This window comes from Chryseobacterium vietnamense (genome assembly GCF_031454475.1).
GTDB classification, from domain to species: Bacteria; Bacteroidota; Bacteroidia; order Flavobacteriales; family Weeksellaceae; genus Chryseobacterium; species Chryseobacterium vietnamense.
This window is the reverse complement of sequence record NZ_JAVDQX010000005.1, coordinates 88,895-112,960: the sequence shown is the minus strand read 5'-3', so window position 1 is coordinate 112,960 and position 24,066 is coordinate 88,895. Positions and strand designations below refer to the sequence as shown.

The 24,066-nt window shown below is 35.9% G+C and carries 24 protein-coding genes and 2 tRNA genes; 13 read left to right on the top strand and 13 right to left on the bottom strand.

From position 1 onward, the window contains the following. Positions 1–112 precede the first annotated feature (112 nt). The 5 genes from J2786_RS18950 to J2786_RS18930 all read right to left on the bottom strand — a co-directional run bounded on the left by J2786_RS18950 (position 113) and on the right by J2786_RS18930 (position 4,177). Positions 113–2,044, bottom strand: a complete 1,932-nt coding sequence (locus J2786_RS18950) for a hypothetical protein (protein WP_047428339.1) — start codon at positions 2,042–2,044, stop codon at positions 113–115. Continuing rightward, a complete protein-coding gene (locus J2786_RS18945; RefSeq protein ID WP_052186845.1) occupies positions 2,031–2,540 on the bottom strand; it encodes a hypothetical protein in 510 nt (169 codons plus the stop codon). The genes J2786_RS18950 and J2786_RS18945 overlap by 14 nt, the downstream gene beginning before the upstream one ends. 23 nt (positions 2,541–2,563) lie before the next feature. Continuing rightward, positions 2,564–2,635 (bottom strand) — tRNA-Pro (locus tag J2786_RS18940). A gap of 174 nt (positions 2,636–2,809) precedes the next feature. Then, positions 2,810–3,460, bottom strand: coding sequence for a tRNase toxin domain-containing protein (locus J2786_RS18935; RefSeq protein WP_047428343.1), 651 nt, complete (start codon positions 3,458–3,460; stop codon positions 2,810–2,812). A gap of 3 nt (positions 3,461–3,463) precedes the next feature. Further along, positions 3,464–4,177: a DUF434 domain-containing protein gene (locus J2786_RS18930; protein ID WP_047428346.1), complete on the bottom strand. Its 714-nt coding sequence runs from the start codon at positions 4,175–4,177 to the stop codon at positions 3,464–3,466. Positions 4,178–4,445: 268 nt separating this feature from the next. Between J2786_RS18930 and J2786_RS18925 the strand changes: the two genes are divergently transcribed. Then, positions 4,446–5,285, top strand: a complete 840-nt coding sequence (locus J2786_RS18925) for a DUF4822 domain-containing protein (protein ID WP_226798737.1) — start codon at positions 4,446–4,448, stop codon at positions 5,283–5,285. A gap of 51 nt (positions 5,286–5,336) precedes the next feature. Here the strand turns inward: J2786_RS18925 and J2786_RS18920 are convergent, their stop codons facing one another. The 4 genes from J2786_RS18920 to J2786_RS18905 all read right to left on the bottom strand — a co-directional run bounded on the left by J2786_RS18920 (position 5,337) and on the right by J2786_RS18905 (position 10,122). Then, on the bottom strand, positions 5,337–6,185 hold the full coding sequence (locus tag J2786_RS18920; protein WP_047428348.1) for a GLPGLI family protein: 849 nt from the start codon (positions 6,183–6,185) through the stop codon (positions 5,337–5,339). Between the two features lie 12 nt (positions 6,186–6,197). Continuing rightward, positions 6,198–7,247, bottom strand: a complete 1,050-nt coding sequence (locus J2786_RS18915; protein ID WP_047428350.1) for an MBL fold metallo-hydrolase — start codon at positions 7,245–7,247, stop codon at positions 6,198–6,200. Positions 7,248–7,407: 160 nt separating this feature from the next. Beyond that, entirely contained in the window at positions 7,408–8,103 is a 696-nt protein-coding gene (locus J2786_RS18910) for a hypothetical protein (RefSeq protein WP_047428352.1), read from the bottom strand. A 267-nt stretch (positions 8,104–8,370) separates the two neighbouring features. Beyond that, a complete protein-coding gene (locus tag J2786_RS18905) occupies positions 8,371–10,122 on the bottom strand; it encodes an alkaline phosphatase D family protein (RefSeq protein ID WP_310026329.1) in 1,752 nt (583 codons plus the stop codon). Positions 10,123–10,345: 223 nt separating this feature from the next. Here J2786_RS18905 and J2786_RS18900 point away from each other — a divergent pair, with 223 nt between their 5' ends. After that, positions 10,346–10,852 carry a hypothetical protein gene (locus tag J2786_RS18900; RefSeq protein ID WP_156121351.1) on the top strand — a complete coding sequence of 169 codons (507 nt, stop codon included), beginning with the start codon at positions 10,346–10,348 and terminating at the stop codon, positions 10,850–10,852. A 71-nt stretch (positions 10,853–10,923) separates the two neighbouring features. On the opposite strand, the gene J2786_RS18895 is transcribed toward J2786_RS18900, so the two are convergent. From J2786_RS18895 to mce, 3 genes are all read right to left on the bottom strand, one after another. Further along, the gene (locus tag J2786_RS18895) at positions 10,924–12,639 is read right to left on the bottom strand and encodes a tetratricopeptide repeat protein (protein ID WP_082001916.1); all 1,716 of its coding nucleotides are present in this window, start codon (positions 12,637–12,639) and stop codon (positions 10,924–10,926) included. Positions 12,640–12,837: 198 nt separating this feature from the next. Further along, positions 12,838–12,911 (bottom strand) — tRNA-Ile (locus J2786_RS18890). Positions 12,912–12,973: 62 nt separating this feature from the next. After that, positions 12,974–13,372, bottom strand: coding sequence for a methylmalonyl-CoA epimerase (gene mce / locus J2786_RS18885; protein ID WP_047428360.1), 399 nt, complete (start codon positions 13,370–13,372; stop codon positions 12,974–12,976). A gap of 93 nt (positions 13,373–13,465) precedes the next feature. Between mce and rbfA the strand changes: the two genes are divergently transcribed. The 9 genes from rbfA (at position 13,466) to J2786_RS18840 (ending at position 21,843) form a co-directional block, all read left to right on the top strand. Further along, positions 13,466–13,825, top strand: coding sequence for a 30S ribosome-binding factor RbfA (gene rbfA, locus J2786_RS18880; RefSeq protein ID WP_034693455.1), 360 nt, complete (start codon positions 13,466–13,468; stop codon positions 13,823–13,825). 3 nt (positions 13,826–13,828) lie between these two features. Further along, the gene (locus tag J2786_RS18875; RefSeq protein WP_047428363.1) at positions 13,829–15,034 is read left to right on the top strand and encodes an ABC transporter permease; all 1,206 of its coding nucleotides are present in this window, start codon (positions 13,829–13,831) and stop codon (positions 15,032–15,034) included. Between the two features lie 79 nt (positions 15,035–15,113). Continuing rightward, the gene (locus J2786_RS18870; RefSeq protein WP_047428366.1) at positions 15,114–16,907 is read left to right on the top strand and encodes an endonuclease; all 1,794 of its coding nucleotides are present in this window, start codon (positions 15,114–15,116) and stop codon (positions 16,905–16,907) included. Positions 16,908–16,968: 61 nt separating this feature from the next. Next, complete coding sequence (locus J2786_RS18865) at positions 16,969–17,706, top strand: shikimate dehydrogenase family protein (RefSeq protein ID WP_047428370.1); 738 nt, start codon at positions 16,969–16,971, stop codon at positions 17,704–17,706. Between the two features lie 74 nt (positions 17,707–17,780). After that, on the top strand, positions 17,781–19,580 hold the full coding sequence (locus J2786_RS18860; protein WP_047428373.1) for a DUF349 domain-containing protein: 1,800 nt from the start codon (positions 17,781–17,783) through the stop codon (positions 19,578–19,580). A 63-nt stretch (positions 19,581–19,643) separates the two neighbouring features. Then, positions 19,644–20,669 carry a bifunctional diaminohydroxyphosphoribosylaminopyrimidine deaminase/5-amino-6-(5-phosphoribosylamino)uracil reductase RibD gene (gene ribD, locus J2786_RS18855; protein WP_047428377.1) on the top strand — a complete coding sequence of 342 codons (1,026 nt, stop codon included), beginning with the start codon at positions 19,644–19,646 and terminating at the stop codon, positions 20,667–20,669. Positions 20,670–20,735: 66 nt separating this feature from the next. Further along, on the top strand, positions 20,736–20,900 hold the full coding sequence (locus J2786_RS18850; protein ID WP_156121353.1) for a bacteriocin-like protein: 165 nt from the start codon (positions 20,736–20,738) through the stop codon (positions 20,898–20,900). Positions 20,901–20,936: 36 nt separating this feature from the next. Further along, positions 20,937–21,119 (top strand): bacteriocin-like protein, encoded by a 183-nt coding sequence (locus J2786_RS18845; protein ID WP_047428380.1) that lies wholly within the window; start codon positions 20,937–20,939, stop codon positions 21,117–21,119. A gap of 118 nt (positions 21,120–21,237) precedes the next feature. Then, positions 21,238–21,843 carry an IMPACT family protein gene (locus tag J2786_RS18840; protein WP_047428383.1) on the top strand — a complete coding sequence of 202 codons (606 nt, stop codon included), beginning with the start codon at positions 21,238–21,240 and terminating at the stop codon, positions 21,841–21,843. Here the strand turns inward: J2786_RS18840 and J2786_RS18835 are convergent. Beyond that, complete coding sequence (locus J2786_RS18835; protein ID WP_174525207.1) at positions 21,840–22,550, bottom strand: zinc metallopeptidase; 711 nt, start codon at positions 22,548–22,550, stop codon at positions 21,840–21,842. The genes J2786_RS18840 and J2786_RS18835 overlap by 4 nt on opposite strands. 105 nt (positions 22,551–22,655) lie before the next feature. Between J2786_RS18835 and J2786_RS18830 the strand changes: the two genes are divergently transcribed. Together J2786_RS18830 and J2786_RS18825 are read left to right on the top strand one after the other, a co-directional pair. Then, positions 22,656–23,783, top strand: a complete 1,128-nt coding sequence (locus J2786_RS18830; protein ID WP_047428386.1) for a GNAT family N-acetyltransferase — start codon at positions 22,656–22,658, stop codon at positions 23,781–23,783. 51 nt (positions 23,784–23,834) lie between these two features. Further along, the gene (locus tag J2786_RS18825) at positions 23,835–24,011 is read left to right on the top strand and encodes a hypothetical protein (protein WP_167497897.1); all 177 of its coding nucleotides are present in this window, start codon (positions 23,835–23,837) and stop codon (positions 24,009–24,011) included. Positions 24,012–24,066 lie beyond the last annotated feature (55 nt).

The following is a 24,066-nucleotide window of genomic DNA, read 5'->3' as shown; positions in this document are numbered from 1 at the left end:
TTTTACTGTTTTATTATTGGTTACTTTTATTTAAAAATAGAAACAGACCGGGTTCGAACCGATGACCTTCCTTTAAATGGAATATTTTTCCAGTTAAACTACTGTTTCTTGTTTATGTTTCCGCTCTCAGAAGATTAAAGTATTCTGAAGCGGTAAGTGGTCGTATTTCTCCGGTAGGAGTTACTTTTTCTTTCAATTCGCAGATGAGCAAATCGCCCTGTCTCTTCAGGCATTTTATATAAGGGATCAGGTTGCTGTGTATTCTGAAAGTAGATGCAATGGCTGTCAAAGCATCACCTTTATATCCTTCCTCTATCCACAACCAGTGCTCTTTTTCCGTAGACGGACAATAACATTTCACTGCATAAGAATATTCTGCTCTCCTTCCCCAGATGAATACTCCCAATTTACGGTTTTCAACTTCATGAACTTCATAACGGTTGACTTTTTGGATTAGTTTTGCGTTTCCGTTTTCATCATATTCCTGGTAGGTAACTTCAATTTCTTTTTCATTGATCTTTTGGGCTTCAAGTTTTTCCATCAGATTTCCTACACCATAATAACTGAAGCAGAACAGTTTAAAATTCCGATCTTCTGCTTTAAAGAATTCTTCATATTTCATCGGCTCCACTTCCATCCACAGACTTTCAATTTTATCTAAAACCTGTTTAAAAAATGGAGTGGTATAAGACTCCCATTGTCTTTCATATTCACGGGTTTCAAAATTCTGAAAACTGCTGTGTCTTAATTTTAGGATTGCAACCAGTTTTCTTAAAGGATAGCGTTTTTCCTGAAAAATATAAGGAAAAGATGTCCGCGAGATAATGAAATGATCTTTTGTAAGATGCAGGTTATTATTTATTTTAAAATAAACATTTTTTGCGATATGCTCAAAGCCATCATAGGTACCGTACAAATAGTTATTAACACACTTCAGGGCAGGAAACTTCAGTCCATTCATCCTGGAATCCCCCCATTCCCCAAGATATTCCAACGATTTAAAACCTGTTGCAGGGTTCACATTATACAAAAACTGAATTTTCCCGTTCACTTTTTGAAGATGTTCAAAACGATCGGTTTCATGAATAATCAGATCCCCTACTTCAGCAATGTTGGGAGCAACCGCATTATAGGTATTGAAAACGCCTTTCACATATCGGAGAGCATTCAATTCGCACTTTTCAGAACCATTATACATGAAATTTCCATTAATATCTGTCAAAACCGGAAATGATCCTCTGCTTCTTCCATTAAGCATTATATTGCCGGATTTTTCAAGCGCCGGAAAAGTGACATAAGAACCATTTTCCATATGAATACTTCCACTGGTTTCCTGAAGCACCGGAAATGAAACCCCAGTATTTTCAAATTTCAGGTTACCGATCAACTTCTTCAGGAAAGGAAAATGATGGGTAAATTTATGCCCGATATGATATTCGCTTCTTATTCTAAGCGTGCCCTGAACAAATTCCAGATTCGGGAATGAAACATTTCTCCCTACAATGGTAATTTTACCCCGGATTTCCTGATGAGGAATGGTAATATTATCTCCAAGGATATTGATATCAAAGATACCGTCTTTCAAAAGCAAATCTGCCTGAAACTGATACTGAACAAGAATAACATCTCTTGTTTTCAGCAACTTTCCATTCCTTGTATTTACCGTGGCATTCTTTACAGAAATGCATCCTCCGATAGTTTCCAGGTTTTTAAAAGTCGTATCCACAATACACTTAAAATTTCCTCTGACTTGTTTAAGGCTGTTCATCACAGTATGACAATGCATGGTAAAATGACGTTCTACTGTTTCCAGTTTTGGCAGTTCACAGTTTTTGGCATCAATAGAAAGGTTTCCTGTGATAAGTTTCAGCTCCGGGAAGCGGCATTCTTCACCCCGCAAAACCAGGCTGCCCTGTATTTCAGTGCAATAAAAAGTGACGTTTTTAGCATACACTTCTATCAGAGCATGTTCATCAAAAACAATATTCGCCCAATCTTCTCCGGAGAATATTTTATATTTTTTTATGGTATCAGTCGTATGCATTTTCTATCATTTGAGTTATCGGATTATATTCCTGCTGGATATACTTTACGAAGTAATCACTTTCTACACGGAGCATTTTATGTTCATTATGGGTTATAAAGGCATTTTCATAAATCTGGAATGCTTCTGTAGTTCCGGCTTTAGCATAGATATGGTATTCTTTTGTTTTCAACATATGCTGATTGCTTGTTTTCTCAAGACAGTATTGTCTATAACCCGTTGTATATTCTGCAAGATTTTTAATTTTATTATGATAGCTTCGATTTGTTTTTCTTTCTCTCAGTGTAAGAATAGGTTCTTTCACCATCTCTTCTTGCGCTAACTTTTCTAAGGCTTCTCTTTTTTGTTCCTGTAAAATTCTTTGTCTTTCTTTTAGCATTTCGGCTCTGGAGAGCTCCAACGCTTTTTCCATTGGAGTTCTATTCCTCCTCTGTATGGGTATCGGAATCTGAACTTCATCAATAATGTTCAGATAAATCAATAGTTTTTTAAGCATGGTATTATATTTTAAAATGAAAGCCAAAGAGACCGGGATCGAACCAGCAACCTATCCTCCATGGATATGCTTTTCCAGATTAAGCTACTGCTTTGACTTTCTGATTAATTATATCTGCAAAACTAGAAGCTTAGTACGCAATGTTTCTACGCAGTAAAAAGTAGGTGAAAAAAGACGAAAGGTGAAATAATTTTAAGAGTAAAAGCAGCATAATCTGTGGGAGCTTTTATTTTCCCACAGATTTCACAAATGACACAGATGTTTGCATTTTATTCGTTGATGAATTTTTCCAGAAAACCGATTAGCTTTGTTCCGCCGTGACTCCAGCGGATTCCATGACCTTCTTTTTCCCGAACTTCAAAAACCAGCTCATGTTTGTAGTGGAAGAAAACATTCCACCAGGTTTTATTATCGAGAATATCATGGATTGTTGCCATTACTTTTTCCTGCTTCTGCTGGTTATTTCCTTTGATTTCTCCCCAGAAATCATCATCCATTCTTCCAATATGCTTTTCCCAGGCTCTATGTGCAATCGTTATTTCATTGTTAAATGGTTCCTGACAGGCATTGATCAGCATTGCTTTCAATGGCGGAATAGCATTTTCATCACGGATGCTTGCTGAAGTCAATCTTTGTCCTAAAACATTCAGCCAATGCTCAAAAGGAATTGCTTCCAGAAGTTTGGTTTTCACCTCATCAGAATCACTGTTCTCAAGAATCTTCATCAATTTTTCAAAGCTTTCCTGTCTGTTGATCTTTATTTCTTCATTAAAATAAGGGAAATCCCAATCTAAAATTCCTTCCTTAAATCTATGAATATTTTTTTCAAGGTTTTCCAGATGTTCTTTTGCTAAAAGGGCTTTGTACTGGTCTTTCCATGTTTCGGAAAATAGGCCGATATAGGGTTCGAACAGATTCATATTTTACATCATTTTGATCAGATTAACAGGAAGACTTTCCTCTGTAATCAAATATCCGATCAGATTAAACCATTCTTTACAGTGATCCAGAATCCAGGCATCTGAAGAAATAACGATTGCTGAACTTTCTGCCAGAAATTTATCAGGATTGAATTGCAGATCTGCATCCCAGTTGAGTTGATGATCTTTGGCAAAATCCAGAACGATCTGTTTAATTCTTCCACTGTTGGAAACAGGCTTATCAAATATCCATACAATTTGATGAATCTGATTTTTCCGGTAAAAAGATGCCACTAATTCTACTGCTCTCAGGGTCTGATTAACTCTTTTATAGGTTCCATGCACGCCTGAAAGATCACGAATGCAGCCATCCAATCCTTCAAAAACATAAGCATCGGAAAGCAGACTTTCCAGTAAGATAAGAACATTGAAACCATCCAGATATACCGTCTTATCTTTTAAATCTGAAGTACCAACATTCTTTAGCTGTCTGCTATGAAGCTGCTGAATGGATGCTGATGCTCCCCGAAGAGCTTGTATCTGGCGGGTTTTAAGCCGATACCTGTTCCCTACAAGATCCGAAGCCGCTTTTTCCGGGTAATCTCTGCTCAGCAGGTACTGCATATCTTCAACAGCCAGTTTCAGCTTACTGAGCTGCTTCTCTGAACCAAATAAGGTATCATCGCCAGTATTTTTCCCACGGTTTCTGTTATTCATGCTCAAAAATAGAGTTTTTGGTGAATTTTTATGGTAAGAAATTGATTTTAATAAATAATGCTAAAAACCACCCCGTCAAAAATTCTTTGAATTTTCGCCACACCTCCAAAGGATGGGAATTGGGTACTTTTGATGCAAATTTTGAACATAACATCATTTTTCTCATTCTGAATTGGGATCTGTTATATTTTCTACAACAAAAGATATATTTTATACAACACATTGCTATTTATTAGGGATAAGTTTGCAAAGACTTAAAAATACCCTTATGAATACACTGAAAAAATTATGTTATCTGTCAGCAGCCGTATTGCTATCGGCATCATTCGTTTCATGTTCAAATGACGACAATGAAATGAATATTGAGCAGCAGACTCCCTCACAGACACTGTCTTCTACCCCATGGGAAACTACAGGAGCAAAAGATAAAAATGGAAATAGTGTGCCCCTTACCGATGCCAGTGTATCGGGATATGTGGGTTTTGCTTATTTCAAAGCAGATGGAAAGTTTGCAATTTATAATTTGACTGACGTATTAAGATCTATGGGAACATGGTCTGTAGATGCTCAGGGAAAAACAAGAACTATTGCAGCATTAAACCCGGATGGAACAACTATTTTCACCCGAGATGTTGAAATTCTTGTTTTGAACAGAAATGAATTCACGTACAGAATCCGTCCTAACTCCAGTGATCTGTCTGTTTACTTTGATATCATCCATACAAGAACTTCTCATGCTGAACCAACGAATGGGCAGCTTACTTTGGCTTCCACTCCCTGGGAAACGACTGGTGCCAAGGATAAAAATGGAAATAATGTTGCATTAAATGATGCGAGTGTAGCCGGATTTGTGGGATATTCCTACTTCAAAGCTAACGGTACTTTTAAAATTTTCGGTTTAAATGATGTGTTAAGATCTGAAGGTACATGGTCTATCTCTCCGGATGGAAAGAAAAGAACACTTACCACTCCTACTTTTACACGTGTTGTAGATATTCTGGTTCTGAACGAAACAACATTTACTTACAGAATTACACCTGATGCTGCAAATCCATCTGTATTTTACGATATCATTCATACCAAGGTCAATCATAAAGAACCTTTGTAGTGATTATTTTTTGATAAGAAGGAAGAATCCGGCCCAATAATGGGCCGGATTTTATTTTTCCAGTTCTATCGGATTATCATATGCAAGGTTCTGTTTTTGCTCTCTTTCCCTTCGTCGTACAATTTCCTGCCCTTTTAAAATTGTTGTTCCATAGCTTGCCAGCACAGCAGCAGTATTTTCTCTGGCAGTCTTTAATGCCTGTTCCAGTTTTGACTGTGTCGTTTCTATGGCTTCTGTATATCTTCTTTTATTGATCTTAACAGATTTACCCTTTAGTTCAGCACTGGGTACGGATTTTACAAGTTCAAAATCAAAATCTCCTGTTTCATCCGCTATTTTGATGATCAGTCCTGGCAATCCACCAAATTTATAGGGACCATAGGGAAATGGGATTTCAGTAGAATACCATGCCATCCAGTTTCTTCCTCTATAGCTGAGCTCGGCTTTTTTGCAATGTAGTGTATTAATTATTTTTGATTCATTAATAAGTTTCCAGCCGTTCATAACGGGTTGCTTATATGTAAGCAAAGACATTCCGGCCAGCTGGAAATATTGTACATTTTCATTGGACTGTACTATGGTAGAGAGAAATCTTGTTTTGGGCACTGACACCCCTGCCAGGCTAAGACTTATGCTTCCATCCGGATTTTTTGTTGTCTGCAGAGAATTTTCTATCACCGAATCTCTTCTAAGGGATTGAACACTCGTAAAAAATGCACGGTTGTTACTTACCTGTAATGAGAATAGCTCCTCGTGAATGTAATCCGTTTGTCTATTTAACCTTGCTTTTAAACGGTATGTAAAATCGCCCTGCAGAGTATCTTTTTCATAGGAATGAGCGTATGATAAAATACTGTAGAGCATAATTAATAATGTTATTAGTTTTTTGTAGTAGTACATAAAGGATTTTAATTATATGTAGTCTTCCCACCATTTTTTCCAGACTGCAGTTCCCAGCTGATCCAGATCTACTTTTTCTCCAATCATCGGAAGTGTTATCGGTATATCGTTTTCTTCTGCATGTTTTGAAGCGAGTTCCAAAGGTTCATACCAGATGTGCTGGGCAAGTTTGAATTTGGAATTGTGCACCGGAATGAAGTTTTGGGTTTTCAGTTCTTTTATTTCTGTCATCAGTTGATCCGGCAATGTATGAATATAAGGCCACTTTTCATTGTACTGTCCGGTTTCCATCACCGCTAAATCAAATGGTCCGTATTTTTCCCCAATTTCTGTAAAATGATTTCCATAGCCACTGTCTCCTCCTAAAAACAGATTTTTGGTTGGAGTTTTTAAAACAAAGGATGTCCAGAGCGAGATATTACGGTTTAGCAATCTTCCTGAAAAGTGTCTTGCCGGAGTGAGGGTAACTCTGAAGCCTTCTGCAATGTCTATACTTTCCCACCAGTTTTTTTCGATAATTTTATCAAAGCTCCAGCCCCAGTATTCGAAATGCTGTCCGGTTCCCAGGCCACAAATAACTTTACCTACTTTATCTTTTAATTCCTGAACGGTTTTATAATCAAGATGATCCCAATGGTCGTGGGAAATAAGCAGAAAGTCTATATCCGGCATATGTTCCGGTTTGTAATAATCTGCACCCTGAAAAGCTTTTATGGAACCGGGCATCGGGGATGCATTACCACTGAAAACAGGATCTATCAGGAATTTTTTCCCATCCACCTGGATGAAATAAGAGCTGTGCCCAAACCATACCAACACATTTTCATCCGGACGAAGATTCTTAAGATCAGTCACTACAAACGGGAGAGCGGTCTTTGGTGATGTATTTTCTACTTTGCACAGGCTTTGAAGGAGTAATTTAGTCATACTTTCCCCTTCTAACAATGCCGGTGTTGTTAATATATTCTGAAATCGCCCGTTGAGATAATTCGGTAGTGTACTGAAATATTCTTTTCTTTTTTCATCGGGAAACTGTCCGAGCTGTTTTTTTAAACTTTTCATTCATTTAATTTTAAATCCAGCCGTAGTTTCCAGAGAATACCCCCCGTTTTATTGGCCGGAAAACCTTAATACAAAATAAATATAAGCATAAGATTTTGAGATATAAAAATAAAATTAAAGGATATGAAATTTAAATTCTTCGTTAGCTCATGAGAGATTCTTAAAAAAGCCACTTAACCAATCCAAACAAAATGCTTCCTAATACCAAACAGAATAGTATCATTATTGTAAAAGTCTGTGCTAGTGATATCCAAAACTTTTTATGATCGAAAGTAAAATCAACAGGATTAATATAAAAGACATCATAAACCAAAGGATTGATGCGCAAATCTGGTCGAAAATAAACAATTCCCTGGATATATCTTCTTCGTAAAGCTTTCAGGTTTCCAATATAAGTACTGTGGCCGGCATCCATTCCATTAAAATCAACTTCTGCTACCGAACCGTTGTCATTTACTTTCAATATATAAGTTTTATTTCTTGGGCTGATACTTACGTCATATTCATCAGAAAAGGAATATTTTTTCAGGTTACTGTAAAAAATTTCATCTATTGTTCCGTCGGCTCTTTCATAATGAATTCCTTTCTCATCAACCTCTATCTTTCGGACTACTCTCTTTCTGATTCTCTTCTGATAGTGGAAAAAACGGTATAAACCGAAAGCAAGTGCAGGATAGTATAGTATGGCTACAATAACAAATATGACCAGTTTATCGCTAATTACAACAGGTAATCCTGCTATGATCAGAAACGCTGCCAACAATAAAAGTATTCCAAAAGTCCTGGTCAGCCAAGTCATAAACCACCATGTTTTAGAAACTAATGGTGAAAAATCTTTTCTTACATTCTCTTGCATCTGTTCAAGATATAAAAAATTAAGTAAACCTGGTAAAAATAGAAGCGGGAGGCTGGAGGTTACTTTTAGTCTGATAATTTCTGTAGTTACCGCAAATTCAATGAAATTTTCCCTTAAAAAGATAATAGTTTTTTGAGAGTAGCTTTTGTTATGATCTCAATAGCTTCCCTCCTGCTGCTTCCAGCTTCCAAACTATAATACAAAAGAGCCACAGTGGCACACCATGACTCTTTTTACTAAATTGAAAATAAGATATGATTATTGAAACTATGATATCGTATAGGTTTTCTCTGTACTTACATTATAAGTGTCAGAGATGACGTTGTCTACAAACCTCCATTCTGCTGTAGAACTTCCAGTGGTAAATTTCACATTCAGATATCCTCTTTTATAAAGATTGGCATAATCCAGATCATCAATCAGTAATGAAAATGCCTGGGCCAGTTCTATTGCTTTTGTAGGATCTGAAGTGATTCCCAGATATCCTTCAAGGCCAGGAGAAGAAACGGAACTGCAGGCAAGCTCTGTTCCGATGAATTTACCTTGTGCATCGGTAAGCTTTCCTAGCCATGCATTATGGGTATCTCCTGCCAGTACCACCACATTTTTTCCGGCGAGAACAGAATAAAGCTGTTCTCTTTCCATGAAATATCCATCCCATGCATCCAGATTGTATGGTAAAGTAGTTGTAATTCTTGCAATTTCCTGCGGAGTCAGTGTAGGGTCCTGCTGTTGATATCTTGTCTTAAGAATAATCAGCTGGGTGATGGTATTCTGAAGAGCCTGCATGGTAGACGGCTGTGCGCTTCCATGTTGTTTAATTTCTGCCAGAATCTGATTCAGCAGCATCAGAAGTTCTGCAGGAACCATCATTTTGGTCATTAAAATCTGTTGTCCCAATACTTTCCATTTTGCGGTATCACTATTAATCTGAGAGCCCAGCCATGCCATCTGCTCACTTCCGATCAGTTTTCTGCTGGTACTTAAAAAATCTGTTTTAAACTGTACCTGATTAAAATTCCCGGTGCTATCAAGATAATCGGAATATTCCATTTGCTTATCTCTTGCAATCACTCTGGTATCCATCATATAAAGGGAAACGATATTTCCAAAGCTGAAACTTCTGTAAATCCTCATGTCTTTCCCTGTTTTAAGAGGAATATATTCGCTGTACGCCTGGAAGGCTGCCATTTTTCTTGCCTGAAAATCTCCTTCATTAGGCTGATGGTTTTCAGCCCCGGATTTATAGGTGTCATTGGCGAATTCATGATCATCCCAAACACAGATAAACGGTTTTTTCTGATGAAGAAGCTGAAGGTTTTTATCTCCTCTGTACTGCCTGTATCGTTCCCTATAATCACTGAGGTTAAGAATTTCTTTCGCCGGCTGATGGGCTCTTCCCAACTGATTGGTGTAAGGATTTGTTCCGTATTGTCCCGGAGCATATTCATAGATATAGTCTCCAAGGTGTACTACAACATCAGCTTCAGATTTTGCAATTGCGCCATATACATTGAAAAGTCCCGCAGGAAAGTTGGAACAAGATACTACAGCCATTTTCACTTCACTTACAGCATCTGATTTTGAAGGTAAAGTAAGGGTTTCTCCTGTTACGCTGACTTCCTTAGTTTTACTGTTATAGAATCTATAGTAATATTTTGTGTTGGAAGAGATATTCTGTACATCTACCGCTATAGTAAAATCATTGACAACGGTGGCATTCGCCTGTCCTCTTCTTACCACTTCTGAAAAGTTACTGTTTTTACTGATTTCCCAGGTAATCTCGGCATCAGTTCCTTTTGAATATCGGGTCCAGATAATAATTCCTGCTGCACTGGGATCAAAACTCGCTACACCGGATTCGAAACCTCCGTTTTGGAGATTATCGGGAGCATTTCCATTTTCAGTAAAATCGTCACTGCAGCTTTCAATGAGAGGAGCAAGAAAAATTCCTCCGGCTGCCAATAGTGAATTTTTAAGAAACCTTCTTCTGTTTAATTGGTTATTGTTTTCCATCATTACTTTTTTTGCAAAGCAACGGTATCTCAGGAAGAAGGCTGTTAACTGAATTTTAAATGTATTTTATGGTTTTTTAAACAATTGTTTAATGTTATACATAGGAAATTAACCCTTTGCAAATGTCTCTTTTTAAGAAAATAAGAATGAAAATTGTATGAATATTTTTAAAAAGTTATACTGCTTTTTATTACATTCACAATACTAATAATGATGATTAAACTACATGACTAAAAAAGTTATTTTTTCGATGCTCCTCTTAATGGCAAGATATTTTTTCTATAATCCGCTGATCATTTCATCGACTAATATAAAAGATCCTGAACCCATTAACTTTAAACCCGGTCAAATATTTAAATTAAAAGATATTCCGGAACTGAAAAGTTCTCAGAATATGGTTGTATATATAATTTTAACCCCGGAAGACCGAAACAATATAAGCCCCACAATTCCGAAGTGGAAAGTTTTAAAGTCTGACAATACAGCTTTGATACATGATCTGCTTCATTGTGAGTTCAAATATAATAATGCAGATATTTCAACAATACAAAGTAAAATATTTATCTATTCAAATAATACATTAGTCTTTGAAAGCGAAATTTCGTTAGATAAAAACGATCTTGGACTTCAAAATAGATTGACCGGCTGTGCAACTCCAGTGGATAATAATCGTTTGCTTACTATTATAAGTCAGTTTGACAGGTATAAATTACCGGTTTTAATTCTTAAGTAAGTAGCTGATACATAAAAATCATTCGATCCCGCAGAAAATATGTTCTATACTAAAACCCTATTTGTTTTGTTTTAATTCGAAATTGATTTTTCAATCTCTTTAATATAAATAGACGGAGTTGTTCCTGTTTTTTTCTTAAAAGCAATCGAAAATGCCTGAACGTTATTATAACCTATTTCTTCTGCAATAGCCGGTAATTTATAAGAACGAAATTTTTTATCTTTTACAAGCTGATCTAAAGCATAATCAATACGTAAATCATTAAGATAAGTAGTAAAATTTTTATCTTTATGATTATTAATGATTTCCGACAAGTAAGCGGTATTGGTTTTTATATTTTTTGCAAGACTTGTTAATGTAATCCCGTTTTTCAAAAAATGAAGTTTATTTTCGAAATTGTCCAGATCCTTTAAGATAGATTGAGCAACATCTTCGGGAACCGTTTTAATTGTTTTGGTTTCATTTTCAACCTTTACCGGTTCGTATATTTCTACCGGTTTATCATTTTTATTTTGAGCTGCTTCTAGATTTCTTTTTTCAATCAAATGAATTAAGTCCTGAGCAATTTTTCGATGTTCTTTCTCAGCTTTCTTAGTTTTGTAATAAAAATAGGTAAGCAAGATTAATATTAATACTAAAATACTAACAGAAGCATACAAAAATGTTTTTTTATTTTTTAATTCATTTATTATAACTTCTTTTTCTTGTAAAAGATTAGGTGTATCATATTTCTGGTGCAACTCCGTTGATAAGTATCGAAATTGTTCATCAAGCTTTTTATCAACTTTTAGAAAACGGTCAATATAATAGAGTTGTTTTTCTTTATCACCGCTTTTCCTATAATAATCTATTAGAAAAGTATATACATCTCCTAGCTCTGGAAAGGTAATATCTGTTTTCTTTATGTTGTCATCTATCTGAGTAAAATATTTTATTGCCTCCCGTTTCTTATTTAATTCTTCATAACATTTTCCAAGGCTGTATAATGCATAATTTTGATTGTTATCATTAATACTTGAAAAATAAGCATACGCCTTTGTTAACTCAGCAATAGCAGCTTGATAATTTTTGGTTTTAAGATGCAGCTGACCAGATAAAAATAAATACTGATTTCTATTATATTTATTCTTTTGTACAAAGGGAGAAGTCAATCCTTCCTTAATGAAAAAACTGGCAGAATCAATTTTATTTATCTTAATATAGCAGTATGCAAGACTTACCCGCATCTGATCGTGCTGATATTCATCTGTTATATCCTGAGAATTTAATAAATGATATCTGAAAGTTTGTGCCGCTTCTTTATTTCTTCCCATATAACTGTTTAAATAGGCAATATTCATATTAGCATAAGCGATCTGCTTTAGATTTTTATGTTTTTTCGAATATTCTAAACCTAAAATATAATTATCAAGGGCGGCTTTTAAGTTATCATACTTATAATACAGATTTCCTTCTATGATAAATGTTCTGGCAGGATATACATCTCCTTTTACATTTTTTGTAATTGCGGACAAACTATCAATATACTTTAAAGCCAAGGGGAAATCTTCAGTTAAATGTATAAGATTATAACCTTCCGCAATTTCAAGGATATTTTTTTCTTTTTTTGCCTTATTTAAGTAATAGCGGGAAATAGTTTTTGCTTCTAACTTTTTATTCGCTTCATCATACATATTAAATCTATTCTTTAACTTTTCATAATTCAATAGTTTTAGGCTATCAATTTTGTTTTGAGTAAAAAAGAGACTATAAATGAATGCAAATAAAAACAGGAATATCTTTTTCATTAATTTTTCTATACCACACAAAAATATTCATTTTTTCAAGAAAACATAATCATCATACATTGACTAAAAGCATTTGATCATCAACAACAAAATAATATCTGATATTGTAAAAACAGAAGATAATCAACAAAAGTTTATATATTTACTTTAAAAGGAAACAAAAAAGCACCTACATTTCTGTAAGTGCTTGATTTATTGTGGTCCCACCTGGGCTCGAACCAGGGACCACCTGATTATGAGTCAGGTGCTCTAACCAACTGAGCTATAGGACCTCAAAACTTGGTTAAATTTTGTGTTTGCAAAAATAGTAAAATTTCTTTCACTACAAAATTTTTTATTGCTTTTCTTGGCAAAGTTCTACCAGCACACCGTTTGTAGATTTGGGATGAAGGAATACAACTAATTTGTTATCAGCACCTTCTTTCGGTTCTTCGGAGATAAACTGAAATCCTTCTTTTTTTAATCTTTCTACTTCCTCAAGGATATTTTCAACCCCAAAGGCCAAATGATGGATGCCTTCTCCCTTTTTATCGATAAATTTAGAGATCGGACTTTCAGGATTACTGGCTTCTAAAAGCTCAATTTTACTTTCTCCGGTTTCATAGAAAGAAGTTACTACCCCTTCCCTTTCCACTGTCTCTTTTTTATAGGATTCTTTTCCTAATAACTTGGCAAAAAGTTCGTCAGAAACACCTAAAGACTTTACAGCAATACCAATATGTTCTAGTTTCATAAATACTAATCAATATAATTAAATCGTAAATTTGATACTGTAGTTGAATTTCAAAGTATCAATTCAAACAAAAGTACTAAATTTGCAGAAATTATGGAAAGTAACAGACAAAGAAAAGTAGCACAGATCATTCAGGAAGACTTCGCAGAGCTTTTCCGCAAACAGGCTTCAGAAAGCAAACAGAGCATATTGGTATCTGTTTCAGATGTAAAAGTAACTGCTGACTTAGGGATTGCTAAGATTTATTTAAGCATTTTCCCACAGGAATTCCGTACCGCTGTGATGAAGGAGATTGAAGAAAACAAACCTCAATACAGAAACTTCATTGGCCAGAAAATGGCAAAGCAGGTGCGTATTATCCCACAACTAAACTTTTACCTGGATACCGCTCTTGATGATGTTGAAAGACTGGAAAGAGAATTAAGAGGCGAAGGCGACAATCCTGTTTTATAGATCTTGAAGAATATTGCATTTTACATAGCATCCAGATACCTTTTGGCTAAAAAAGGAAGTACTGCCGTTACGTTCATTACGTGGCTGGCCGTAGGTGCCATGACGGTTGCTGTGGCTGCAATGTTCGTCATTATTTCTGTTTTTTCAGGACTTGAAAACCTGAACAAAGACCTTATTTCCAATCTTCATGCTGATCTTACTATAAAAAGTACTTCCGGAAAAACGATCAAAAATCTGGATACAGTCACTAAAGTTTTAAGCAGCAACAAAGAAATCAGTAGCTTTTCCCGTGTTATTGAGGAAAAAGTATACATCAGTTTCAATGGAAAGGGTGACATTGCTTACTTAAGGGGTGTAGATTCTGCTTATGTCAAGGTAAATCCTATTAATAAAGAAGTTTTCTACGGAACTTATCCAAGTTTCAGATATTCCAATGAAGTATTAATGGAAAACAGTCTGGACAACAGACTTTCGATTCCTGTGGATTCTTCCAATCATTATGCAACAGTCTTCATGCCGAAACCGGGAACGGGGATCATCAGTAAGGAAGAAGATATCTATAATAAAAGAGATATTCTGGTAACAGGCGTTTTCCCTGGGAAAGACCAGCTGGACAGTTATATCGTTTCTCCTATTGAGCTTACAGAAGAATTACTTAGTCTTCCTAAAAAATCAGCTTACCAGATTGTTATTAAACTTAAAAATCCGGAAAATGCAGATGCTGTAAAACAAAACCTGCTTTCTTCACTTGGAAAAAATATCGAGATCAAAACCAAGGAAGAAGAAAATGCTGCTTTCTGGAAAATGATTAACACTGAAAAACTTTTTATTTATCTGATCTTTGCGTTGGTTATCTTTATTACGACCTTTAATCTTGCCGGAGCCATTATTATTCTCCAGCTTGATAAAAAAGAGCAGGCAAAATCATTGATATCACTCGGCTTTCCTTTAAGCCATTTGAGAATGACTTATTTCTACACCGGACTCCTGATTGTTATTTCCGGAGTAATTACCGGATTACTTTTTGGAACTGCTCTCTGCTATTTCCAGCTTTATACAGAATTCTTCAGAGCCAATGAGGTTCTGCCATTCCCGGTAAAAATTGTAGGAAAAAATTATCTTATTGTAGCCCTTACAGCTTCCTTATTTGGAATCACTATTTCATGGTTCTTTTCAAAAATCAGCAAAGAATATATTACTAAAAACTAATATATTAAGTTTACATATTACATACAATTAATATACTTCAGTTTCATTTTTTCGTACCTTTACGCCCCAATTTTAAAAAATGAAACAACTTTTATCTTTTTTTCTTTTAAGCGTTACATTTATTGGCGCTTTGGCACAGGCTCCGGCAGGATATTACACAAATGCTAACGGATTTACAGGTGCAGCTCTGAAAACAGCTCTGAAAAACATTATCAGCAACGGACATGTAGACAATGGTTATGGTGGGCTATGGACTGGCTATGCAACCACTGACCGCGACTATTTCTATGAAAATGACGGAACTATTCTGGATATTTATTCTGAAAACCCCAATGGAGCGGATCAGTATAATTTCACACTGGGAACCAGTCAATGCGGATCTGCCGGTTATTCTAATGAAGGCGACTGCTACAACAGAGAGCATGTGATTCCCCAGAGTTTATTCAACAGTGCTTCTCCTATGGTAGCTGATATTCATTTTATCCGCGCTACCGATGGAAAAGTAAACGGAATGAGATCCAACTACCCTTTCGGAATTGTTGGCAACACTTCTTTTACCTCTAAAAACGGATCAAAACTTGGTACATCTGTATCTGCAGGATATGCAGGTACCGTATTTGAGCCTATTGATGCTTTCAAAGGAGATATTGCCAGGATGATTCTTTATTTTGTAACAAGATATGAGGACAAACTTCTTAATTTCACTTCCGGTGATATGCTTGGCAACACCGCATTTCCAGGGCTGCAGCCTTGGGCACTTAATCAATATTTAGCATGGAACGCAATGGATCCTGTATCTCCGGAAGAAATTGCCAGAAACAATGCTTCTTATACTTACCAGGGAAACAGAAACCCTTTCATTGACCACCCTGAATACGTTACCCAGATCTGGGGAGCTCCGGTTATTGACAGCCAGGCACCTACAGCAGCAACCAACCTTGTTGCCAGCAATCCTACTTCAAACTCTATTGCTTTAAGCTGGACAGCCGCAACAGATAATGTGGGAGTAACATCTTATCAGATTTATGCCAACGGAACATTAAAAACTACAGTTTCAGGAACAACAACGTCTACTATTGTTTCAGGATTATCTCCACTTACTCAATATACATTCTATATCATTGCTAAAGATGCTTTCTCAAACTCTTCTCCACAAAGCACAACCGCTACGGAAACCACTCTTGACACACCTGCCGGTGGAGGAAGCTGCGGAACTGAAAATTTTGAAATGATCACCGGCCCTGTAAATACATACATGACAGTAAACTGGACCAACAATGGAATTTCATGGACTGCTACAGACGCAAGAGTTGACCAGACCATCAATAATAAGGCTATTACTATAAAAAATGGAACTTTAACAAGTTCAACTTTCACAGGTGGAGTTCAGAGTTTAACATTAACAACTCAATTGAAATTCTCCGGAAGCGCAGGATACTTCAATGTTCTTGTAAACGACGTCAATGTAGGAACTATTCCTTACAGTAATGTGGTTACTACAACTACCATTAATAATATAAATGTAAGCGGAAATGTTGTTATTAAACTAACCAATTCATCTCTTACCAACAGAGTTGCTCTGGATGACCTAAGCTGGACATGTTTCGGTACTACGTTAGCTACCACTGAAAACCAAAAGGACAAATCAGACTTCACGATCTATCCTAACCCGGTAAGGAACAATGAATTATTTGTAAAAGGAGAAAACCTTGGCAAAATTTCAAAAGCTGACATCTATGATCTTTCAGGAAAATTAATTGAAACAATTGCTAATCCTTTCAGACATTCAAACAAAATCAACCTTAAAGGGATGGTAAAGGGAACTTATATCCTGAAAACAGATAATTTCTCTACTAAATTTATCGTAGATTAATTATTAAAAAATATTTCAAACTAAGGCCGGATTTATCCGGTCTTTTTTTTACTTTTGATCTATGGATTCCAATAAAAAATTAGGATTGATAGGCAGAAACATTTCCTATTCTTTTTCTAAAAAATTCTTCGAAAATAAGTTCCAGAAGCTCATGCTGAAGAACTTCTCCTACGATATTTTTGATCTGAACGAAATTACTGAAGTTGAAAATCTTTTTGCTTCTCCGGACCTGTTAGGATTCAATGTGACCATTCCCTATAAAGAAAAAATAATTGATTATCTGGATGAATTAAGTGATGAAGCAGAGAAAATAGGTGCTGTCAATTGCGTTCTCATTCAGGATGGAAAAAAAACAGGTTACAATACGGATGCGTTCGGTTTTGAAAAGACGCTTCTCCTGCATAGAAAACCTTCACAGGATAAAGCATTGATTTTAGGAAACGGGGGAGCTGCAAAAGCTGTTAAATATGCCTTAGATAAACATAATATTCCTTCGGTAATCATTTCAAGAAGTACGGAAATCAATTTTGAAAATCTTGATCAGGAAACTGTTGCTGAACATAAAATTATCATTCAGTGTACGCCAGTAGGTACTTTCCCAAATGTAAAAGACTGTCTGAACTTTCCTTTTGAAGGACTTTCTTCAGATCATCTGGTTATTGATCTGATTTATAATCCCAACTACACTCAATTCATCATCAATGCCTCTGAAAAAGGAGCAAAAACCGTGAATGGATACTATATGCTTGAACAGCAAGCAGAAAAAGCCTGGGAAATTTGGAATTTTCAAAAAAAATAACATAAATTAGTGCTTTAATTGGCCTTACAGCTATATTTAAAGGATATTAACGCCACTCACATAAAAGATTTGCTATGACTACAGAAAACAATCTTTCTGAAAACGAAGAAAAGAAAAATCCTAACGAAGTATCTCAGGAACCATCAGAAAACACCGTTTCTCATGATGCAAACCAACATGAAGATGATGCAGAACACCTGGATGAACATGAAGAAGAAATCTCCCTTGCCGATGCTTTAAAGGAAATGGAAAAAATCATCAACACTCCCAATGCTGGTGAGAACTTCAAAAGATTCAACCAACTGAGGGAAAAAGCAAGTCATTACATCCATGATGAAGTGGAGGATAAAAAGCATGAATACGTAGAAGCCGGAAACCCTGCCGAAAATTTCAGCTATGAACACCCTTCTCAGGCCAAGTATTCTGCATTGGTCAATATCTTCAAAGAAAAACATGACGACTTCCAGAAAGGACAGGAAGAAGAGCAAAAGAAAAACCTTGACCACCGTCAAAGCATAATCGAAAGACTTAAAAATCTATACACCAGCTCAGAACCAGGAATTAATCTTTTCAGATCTATTCGTGAGATTAAAGAAGACTGGTCAAAAGCCGGACAGGTTGCCAAGTCTGAATTCAAAATTCTTAACAATAATTATTTCCATCACCTGAATCAGTTTTATCAGATGCTGGATCTTAATAAAGAATTTCTGGAACAGGAATACAGCCATAACCTGGAAAAGAGAGAACATATCATTGCCCGTGCTAAAGAACTGGAAAATGAACCTGTCATCCAAAAGGCTTTAAATGAGCTTCAGTATCTCCATAAGCTATGGAAAGAAGAAGCAGAACCTGTTGCTGAAGAGTTCCGTGAAAAAACATGGGAAGAATTCAAAGAAATTTCGAACAAAATTCACGAAAGAAAATCTGAGCTTTCTGCTTCTATTGAAAAAGAACAGGCTGTTAATCTTGAAAAGAAGAATGAAATCATTGCTGAAATCAAAAAACTGTCTGAACCTTCAGAAACACCTAACCACAATTACTGGCAGAATGCCATCAAAAGAGTGGAAGATCTTCGTTCTGAATTCCTGAAGACAGGAAGTGTTCCAAGAAAACTTTCCAACCAAAACTGGAATGATTTCAAAACAACACTAAGAGGTTTTAATACAACGAAAAATAATTATTACAAATCGTTGAAAGGCTCTCAGCAGGCGAATCTTGAAGAAAAATTAAAACTGATCCAGACTGCACAGGACAATATGAATAATGAGGAATGGGATATTGCTGTTCCGCTATTCAAAAAACTTCAGGAAGACTGGAAAAAAATAGGCCACGTTCCAAAAAGCATGACCAATAAAATCTGGGATGAATTCCGTGATGCCTGTAATGCATTCTTCAACAACTACAGAGAGAAAAGCAATACATCTACCGACAACTGGAAGGAGAACTATAAAAACAAAAAAGCTCTTCTTGATGAACTTAAAGAAGTTTCCAATGAAGAAGGCAGTATCGAAAGAATTGAACAGATCAAAACTTCATGGAATAATATTGGAAAAGTTCCGAGAGATAAAATTTCAATTAACTCTGAATTCAACAAGACATTAAGAGAGAAATTGAAAATAAACAAAATCAATGAACTTGAACTGAAAGAAGAAGGATTATCTGAAAATCAGCTTACCGATAAAGCAAGAAAGATCAAAAATCAAATCTCTGATCTTGAGGCAGAGATCGTTAAACTGGAAAACAATCTTTCTTTCTTTAACAAACCGTCCAGAGAAAACCCTCTTTTAAAAGACACTTACAACACGATTGATGAGAAAAAAGCTCATCTTGAAACGTTAAAACAAAATCTTCACAGCATTATCAGTGGAGATTAACACATAACAAAATCAATAAAGGCGGAGCAAAGCAATTTGTCTTCGCTTTTTCTTTTTATATCTATGAACAACGACGAATTTTATATTAAAAGATGTATAGAGCTGGCTCAAAAAGCTCTTGGCTACACCTACCCTAATCCTCTGGTTGGAAGCGTGATTGTACACAACGGAGAGATCATTGGCGAAGGATATCATCACAAAGCAGGAGAAAACCATGCGGAAATCAACGCCATTAATTCCGTTAAAAATAAAGATCTTATTCCGGAATCAACGATTTATGTATCTCTGGAACCTTGTGCCCATTACGGAAAAACTCCACCTTGTGCTTTAAAGATTAAAGAACTGGGATTTAAAAAAGTGGTGATTGGCGCTATGGATTCTCATGATAAAGTGAATGGCAAGGGGAAGAAAATCATTCAGGATGCAGGAATTGAAGCCGTTTCAGGAATTCTTGAAAAAGAATGTATTGAACTCAATAAAAGATTTTTCACTTATCATGAAAAGAAAAGACCTTATATCATTTTAAAATGGGCGGAATCCGGTGATGGTTTTCTGGATAAGGATTTTAAACCGACAGCTGTTTCCAACACATTGGTGAATCAGTTTGTTCATCAGTTAAGAGCTGACGAACACGCTATTTTAGTAGGAACTCAAACTGCTTTGAATGATAATCCCAGCCTTACCGTAAGAAATACTGAAGGCGTAAATCCGGTCAGAATTTTAATTGATTTTGATTTAAAAGTTCCTGCCAACTTCAATATTTATAACCATGAAGCAAAAACTTTGGTTGTAAATTCCGTGAAAGAAGGTACTGAAGGACACATTCAATTCATTAAAATCAACAAAGATCATTTTCTCCCGGAGCTCATGGAAGCACTGTATAAAGAGCAGATACAGTCAGTTATTATTGAAGGTGGTCGTTTTACCTTGCAGGAATTTATCAACGCTGATCTCTGGGATGAAGCAATGGTCATAAGAAATGAAAATCTGAAACTTGAAAACGGAACAAAAGCTCCGGCATTCAATAATACAGCTACTAAAACTGAAACATTCAGAGATAATACCATTTCATTTTATAATTCAAAATAAAAAATCATTTTATCACCGGTAAATGAAATAATTTCTTTACATTAGTTTTACAAAATTAAAACTACCATGAAAAATTTAAAGAAAGTTTCAAGAAAAGAGCTAAAAACAGTTCAGGGAGGTATTGCTCCTGAATGCTGTTCATTCTATCCACCTTCATTACAGCACTGCTGTGCAACTCCCTCCAGTATGAGCTGCCCACCACCTTGGGCAGACGGGACATTTCCTTGTTAGATCTATTTTTAATTTGAAAAACCAAAAACTATTATCATGAAAAATTTGAAAAAAGTATCAAGAACCGGCTTAAAGACAATTCAGGGAGGAGTTTTTGTAACCTGCACACTACCCAATGGAGAACCTACGAGATGCAGAGATAAATGTCCTCAGGATTTTTGCGGCCCGACAAGTTATATGTGCCTGATCCCGATGGATCTTTGCGGAGATGGAATATAAGAACGTAATTTCATATCAAAAAACAGATAAGCCGTCAAGATTTGACGGCTTAATTTATGATCATGGTGCAGAATCGTAAAGCATTTAATATTTTTGCATAAACAAAGCAGGAACTCTAATGACGTTTGAATACAAAACCATAGAAAAACCCATAGAAAATACTCTTTTAAAAGAAAAAGGAAGCAAGTTCATAGGATTTGCTTACCCGGTAACCAATGAAAAAGAATTAAAGAGTGCACTCGAAAAAATAAGAGAAGAACATCCGAAAGCGACTCATCACTGCTACGCCTTCAGAATGGGATTAAATGGAGAGAATTATCGGGCCAATGACGATGGTGAACCTTCCGGTAGTGCCGGATTACCAATTTACAACCAGCTTTTGGCTAATGAAATCACCAATGTTCTTGTCATTGTTGTCCGTTATTATGGAGGGACCAAACTAGGTGTTTCAGGATTGGTAAAAACCTATAAGGAATCTGCCAAGATCACACTTGAGGAAGCCAGTATTATCACCAGAGAATTAGAGACAGAGGTCGAGATTCAATTTAACTTCAATCAGCAAAATACAATTTTCACCCTGCTTTCAAAATTTGATGCCAAGGTTTTGAATTTCGACGCCAATGAAAACTGCATTCTTACTGCATCCTTGAAGCTGGCGCAAAAAGAAAACATCTCAGAAAAACTTTCTGAGATGCAATATGTTTCATTTGAATTTAATGATTAATCCCTCCTTCCACCAAGAAGTAATGATCCCCAGTAAAGAAGTTGTGCCAGAGAACCTAAGGCTGCCACCACATAAGTTCTTGCTGCCCATTTCAAACTATCCTGTACTCCAACAAATTCTTCTGCAGTTACCGTTCCTGTATCTTTAAGCCATTTCATTGCTCTGTTACTTGCATCGTATTCCACGGGTAGTGTTACAAAAGCAAAAAGAGTGGTCATCGCAAACATCGCTACACCGATTGCAAGAACAGTTGTATTTCCATTTGGATTCTCAATTGTTCTTGATGCCGCCATTACTGCGATACCTGCAATAAGAACGAACTGCATCAGATTAGAACTTATATTGACAATAGGAACCAGTTTTGAACGTAAATTCAACATAGAATATCCTACCGCATGCTGTACTGCATGTCCGCACTCGTGAGCTGCTACTGCCGCTGCCGCTGCGTTTCTCTGCATATAAACTCCTTCAGAAAGGTTTACTGTTTTATCTGCCGGATTATAGTGGTCCGTCAACTGCCCGGGTACAGAAATGACCTGAACATCATTTATCCCGTTATCTCTCAACATCTTTTCCGCTACTTCTTTCCCCGAAAGGCCATTTCGAAGGTGTACATTGGAATAATATTCAAATTTCGATTTCAACCTGGATGAAACCCACCAGCTCACCAGCATTGAAATACCAATAATGATATAATAACCCACCATTTTATATAAATTTTTGTGTTTAATTTCACCCATAATCATATAAAAACTGTGCCAAAGTATACGATATTATTATTTATATTTGTCCTTTAATTCCTCTCAAAAAACATGTCTAAAGTTTCAATAATTGAAGTAAAAACAGCGGGTCAGCTCAAGCAATTCGTAAGGTTTCCAATGGATTTGTATAAAAACAATCCCTACTATGTTCCGTCTTTTATCAATGACGAAATCAATATCTGGAATGCAGATGAAAATCCTGCGCTTCAATATTCCGAAGCAAAACAGTATCTGGCTTATAAGAATGATAAGATCGCGGGAAGAATTGCCGTTCTGATTAATCATAAGGAAGAGAGAGAATTAGGAATTAAGAAAGTACGTTTCGGATGGATCGACTTTATTGATGATGCTGAAGTTTCAAAGGCATTGATTCAAAAAGCGGTTGATTATGCCAAAGAAAAAAATATTGACAAAATTGAAGGACCTATGGGGTTCACCAATCTTGACAAAGCAGGAATGCTGGTAAAAGGTTTTGATCAGCTGGCAACGATGATTGGGATTTACAACCATGATTATTATCCTCAGCATCTCGAAAATCTAGGATTAACCAAAGAAAAAGAATGGGTAGAGTTTGAAATCATTTTCCCTGAAACCCTGCCTGAAAAAATCCATAAATTCAATCAGCTTATTTCTGAAAAGTACAAGCTGAAAGTTTTAAAATTCAAAAACAAAGAAGAGATTATTCAGTATGTAGATCCTATGTTTGATCTTTTGGATGAGACTTACAAACATCTTTCTACTTACACTCCGATTTCGGATGAACAGCGTAAAACGTATAAAGAGAAATATTTCAAACTTATTGATAAAGATTTCATTGTCTGTATTGCTGATGAGCACAACAATCTGATCTCTTTTGCTATTACCATGCCTTCTTATTCCAAAGCACTGCAGAAATCCGGCGGAAAACTTCTTCCATTCGGTTGGTGGCATTTCCTGCAAGCTGGAAAGAAAAATGACAGGGCTAACTTCTATCTGATCGGAATCCACCCGGACTATCAGAGAAGAGGAGTAACTTCCATTATTTTCAAAGAAATCTGGGACATATTCAGAAAAAAAGGAGTTAAATATCTTGAAACCAATCCTGAACTGGAAGAAAACAAAAGTATTCAGCTGCTATGGCAGGATTATAATCCCGTGAATCATAAAAGAAGAAGAACCTATTCTATGGAGCTTAAATAAATGATTCTGTATTTTGTACAGTGTAAACTTATCACCTAAACTTTGAACTTTATGAAACCACAGCTTATCATATTTGCCATTCTAATTGCAGGATTTGTCAGTTATAACATCTTTTTCCAGTCGCCGGATGACAAAACCAATACAGTAATCAACATTCTTTTTGCCAGTATTCTTTTCGGATATATTTCCTTTATGGCCTATACGCTTCTTAGAAAAATGAAAAAATAAGAAATGTAAAATTATCATCAGATTCTATGAAATAATTTATATTTGTTCTGACTAA

Coding starts and splice junctions, on each gene's coding strand:
- J2786_RS18950 (WP_047428339.1), bottom strand. CDS start 2,044: ATGCATACGACTGATACCATAAAAAAATATAAAATATTCTCCGGAGAA.
- J2786_RS18945 (WP_052186845.1), bottom strand. CDS start 2,540: ATGCTTAAAAAACTATTGATTTATCTGAACATTATTGATGAAGTTCAG.
- J2786_RS18935 (WP_047428343.1), bottom strand. CDS start 3,460: ATGAATCTGTTCGAACCCTATATCGGCCTATTTTCCGAAACATGGAAA.
- J2786_RS18930 (WP_047428346.1), bottom strand. CDS start 4,177: ATGAATAACAGAAACCGTGGGAAAAATACTGGCGATGATACCTTATTT.
- J2786_RS18925 (WP_226798737.1), top strand. CDS start 4,446: ATGAATACACTGAAAAAATTATGTTATCTGTCAGCAGCCGTATTGCTA.
- J2786_RS18920 (WP_047428348.1), bottom strand. CDS start 6,185: ATGTACTACTACAAAAAACTAATAACATTATTAATTATGCTCTACAGT.
- J2786_RS18915 (WP_047428350.1), bottom strand. CDS start 7,247: ATGAAAAGTTTAAAAAAACAGCTCGGACAGTTTCCCGATGAAAAAAGA.
- J2786_RS18910 (WP_047428352.1), bottom strand. CDS start 8,103: ATGCAAGAGAATGTAAGAAAAGATTTTTCACCATTAGTTTCTAAAACA.
- J2786_RS18905 (WP_310026329.1), bottom strand. CDS start 10,122: ATGATGGAAAACAATAACCAATTAAACAGAAGAAGGTTTCTTAAAAAT.
- J2786_RS18900 (WP_156121351.1), top strand. CDS start 10,346: ATGACTAAAAAAGTTATTTTTTCGATGCTCCTCTTAATGGCAAGATAT.
- J2786_RS18895 (WP_082001916.1), bottom strand. CDS start 12,639: ATGAAAAAGATATTCCTGTTTTTATTTGCATTCATTTATAGTCTCTTT.
- mce (WP_047428360.1), bottom strand. CDS start 13,372: ATGAAACTAGAACATATTGGTATTGCTGTAAAGTCTTTAGGTGTTTCT.
- rbfA (WP_034693455.1), top strand. CDS start 13,466: ATGGAAAGTAACAGACAAAGAAAAGTAGCACAGATCATTCAGGAAGAC.
- J2786_RS18870 (WP_047428366.1), top strand. CDS start 15,114: ATGAAACAACTTTTATCTTTTTTTCTTTTAAGCGTTACATTTATTGGC.
- J2786_RS18865 (WP_047428370.1), top strand. CDS start 16,969: ATGGATTCCAATAAAAAATTAGGATTGATAGGCAGAAACATTTCCTAT.
- J2786_RS18860 (WP_047428373.1), top strand. CDS start 17,781: ATGACTACAGAAAACAATCTTTCTGAAAACGAAGAAAAGAAAAATCCT.
- ribD (WP_047428377.1), top strand. CDS start 19,644: ATGAACAACGACGAATTTTATATTAAAAGATGTATAGAGCTGGCTCAA.
- J2786_RS18850 (WP_156121353.1), top strand. CDS start 20,736: ATGAAAAATTTAAAGAAAGTTTCAAGAAAAGAGCTAAAAACAGTTCAG.
- J2786_RS18845 (WP_047428380.1), top strand. CDS start 20,937: ATGAAAAATTTGAAAAAAGTATCAAGAACCGGCTTAAAGACAATTCAG.
- J2786_RS18840 (WP_047428383.1), top strand. CDS start 21,238: ATGACGTTTGAATACAAAACCATAGAAAAACCCATAGAAAATACTCTT.
- J2786_RS18835 (WP_174525207.1), bottom strand. CDS start 22,550: ATGGTGGGTTATTATATCATTATTGGTATTTCAATGCTGGTGAGCTGG.
- J2786_RS18830 (WP_047428386.1), top strand. CDS start 22,656: ATGTCTAAAGTTTCAATAATTGAAGTAAAAACAGCGGGTCAGCTCAAG.
- J2786_RS18825 (WP_167497897.1), top strand. CDS start 23,835: ATGAAACCACAGCTTATCATATTTGCCATTCTAATTGCAGGATTTGTC.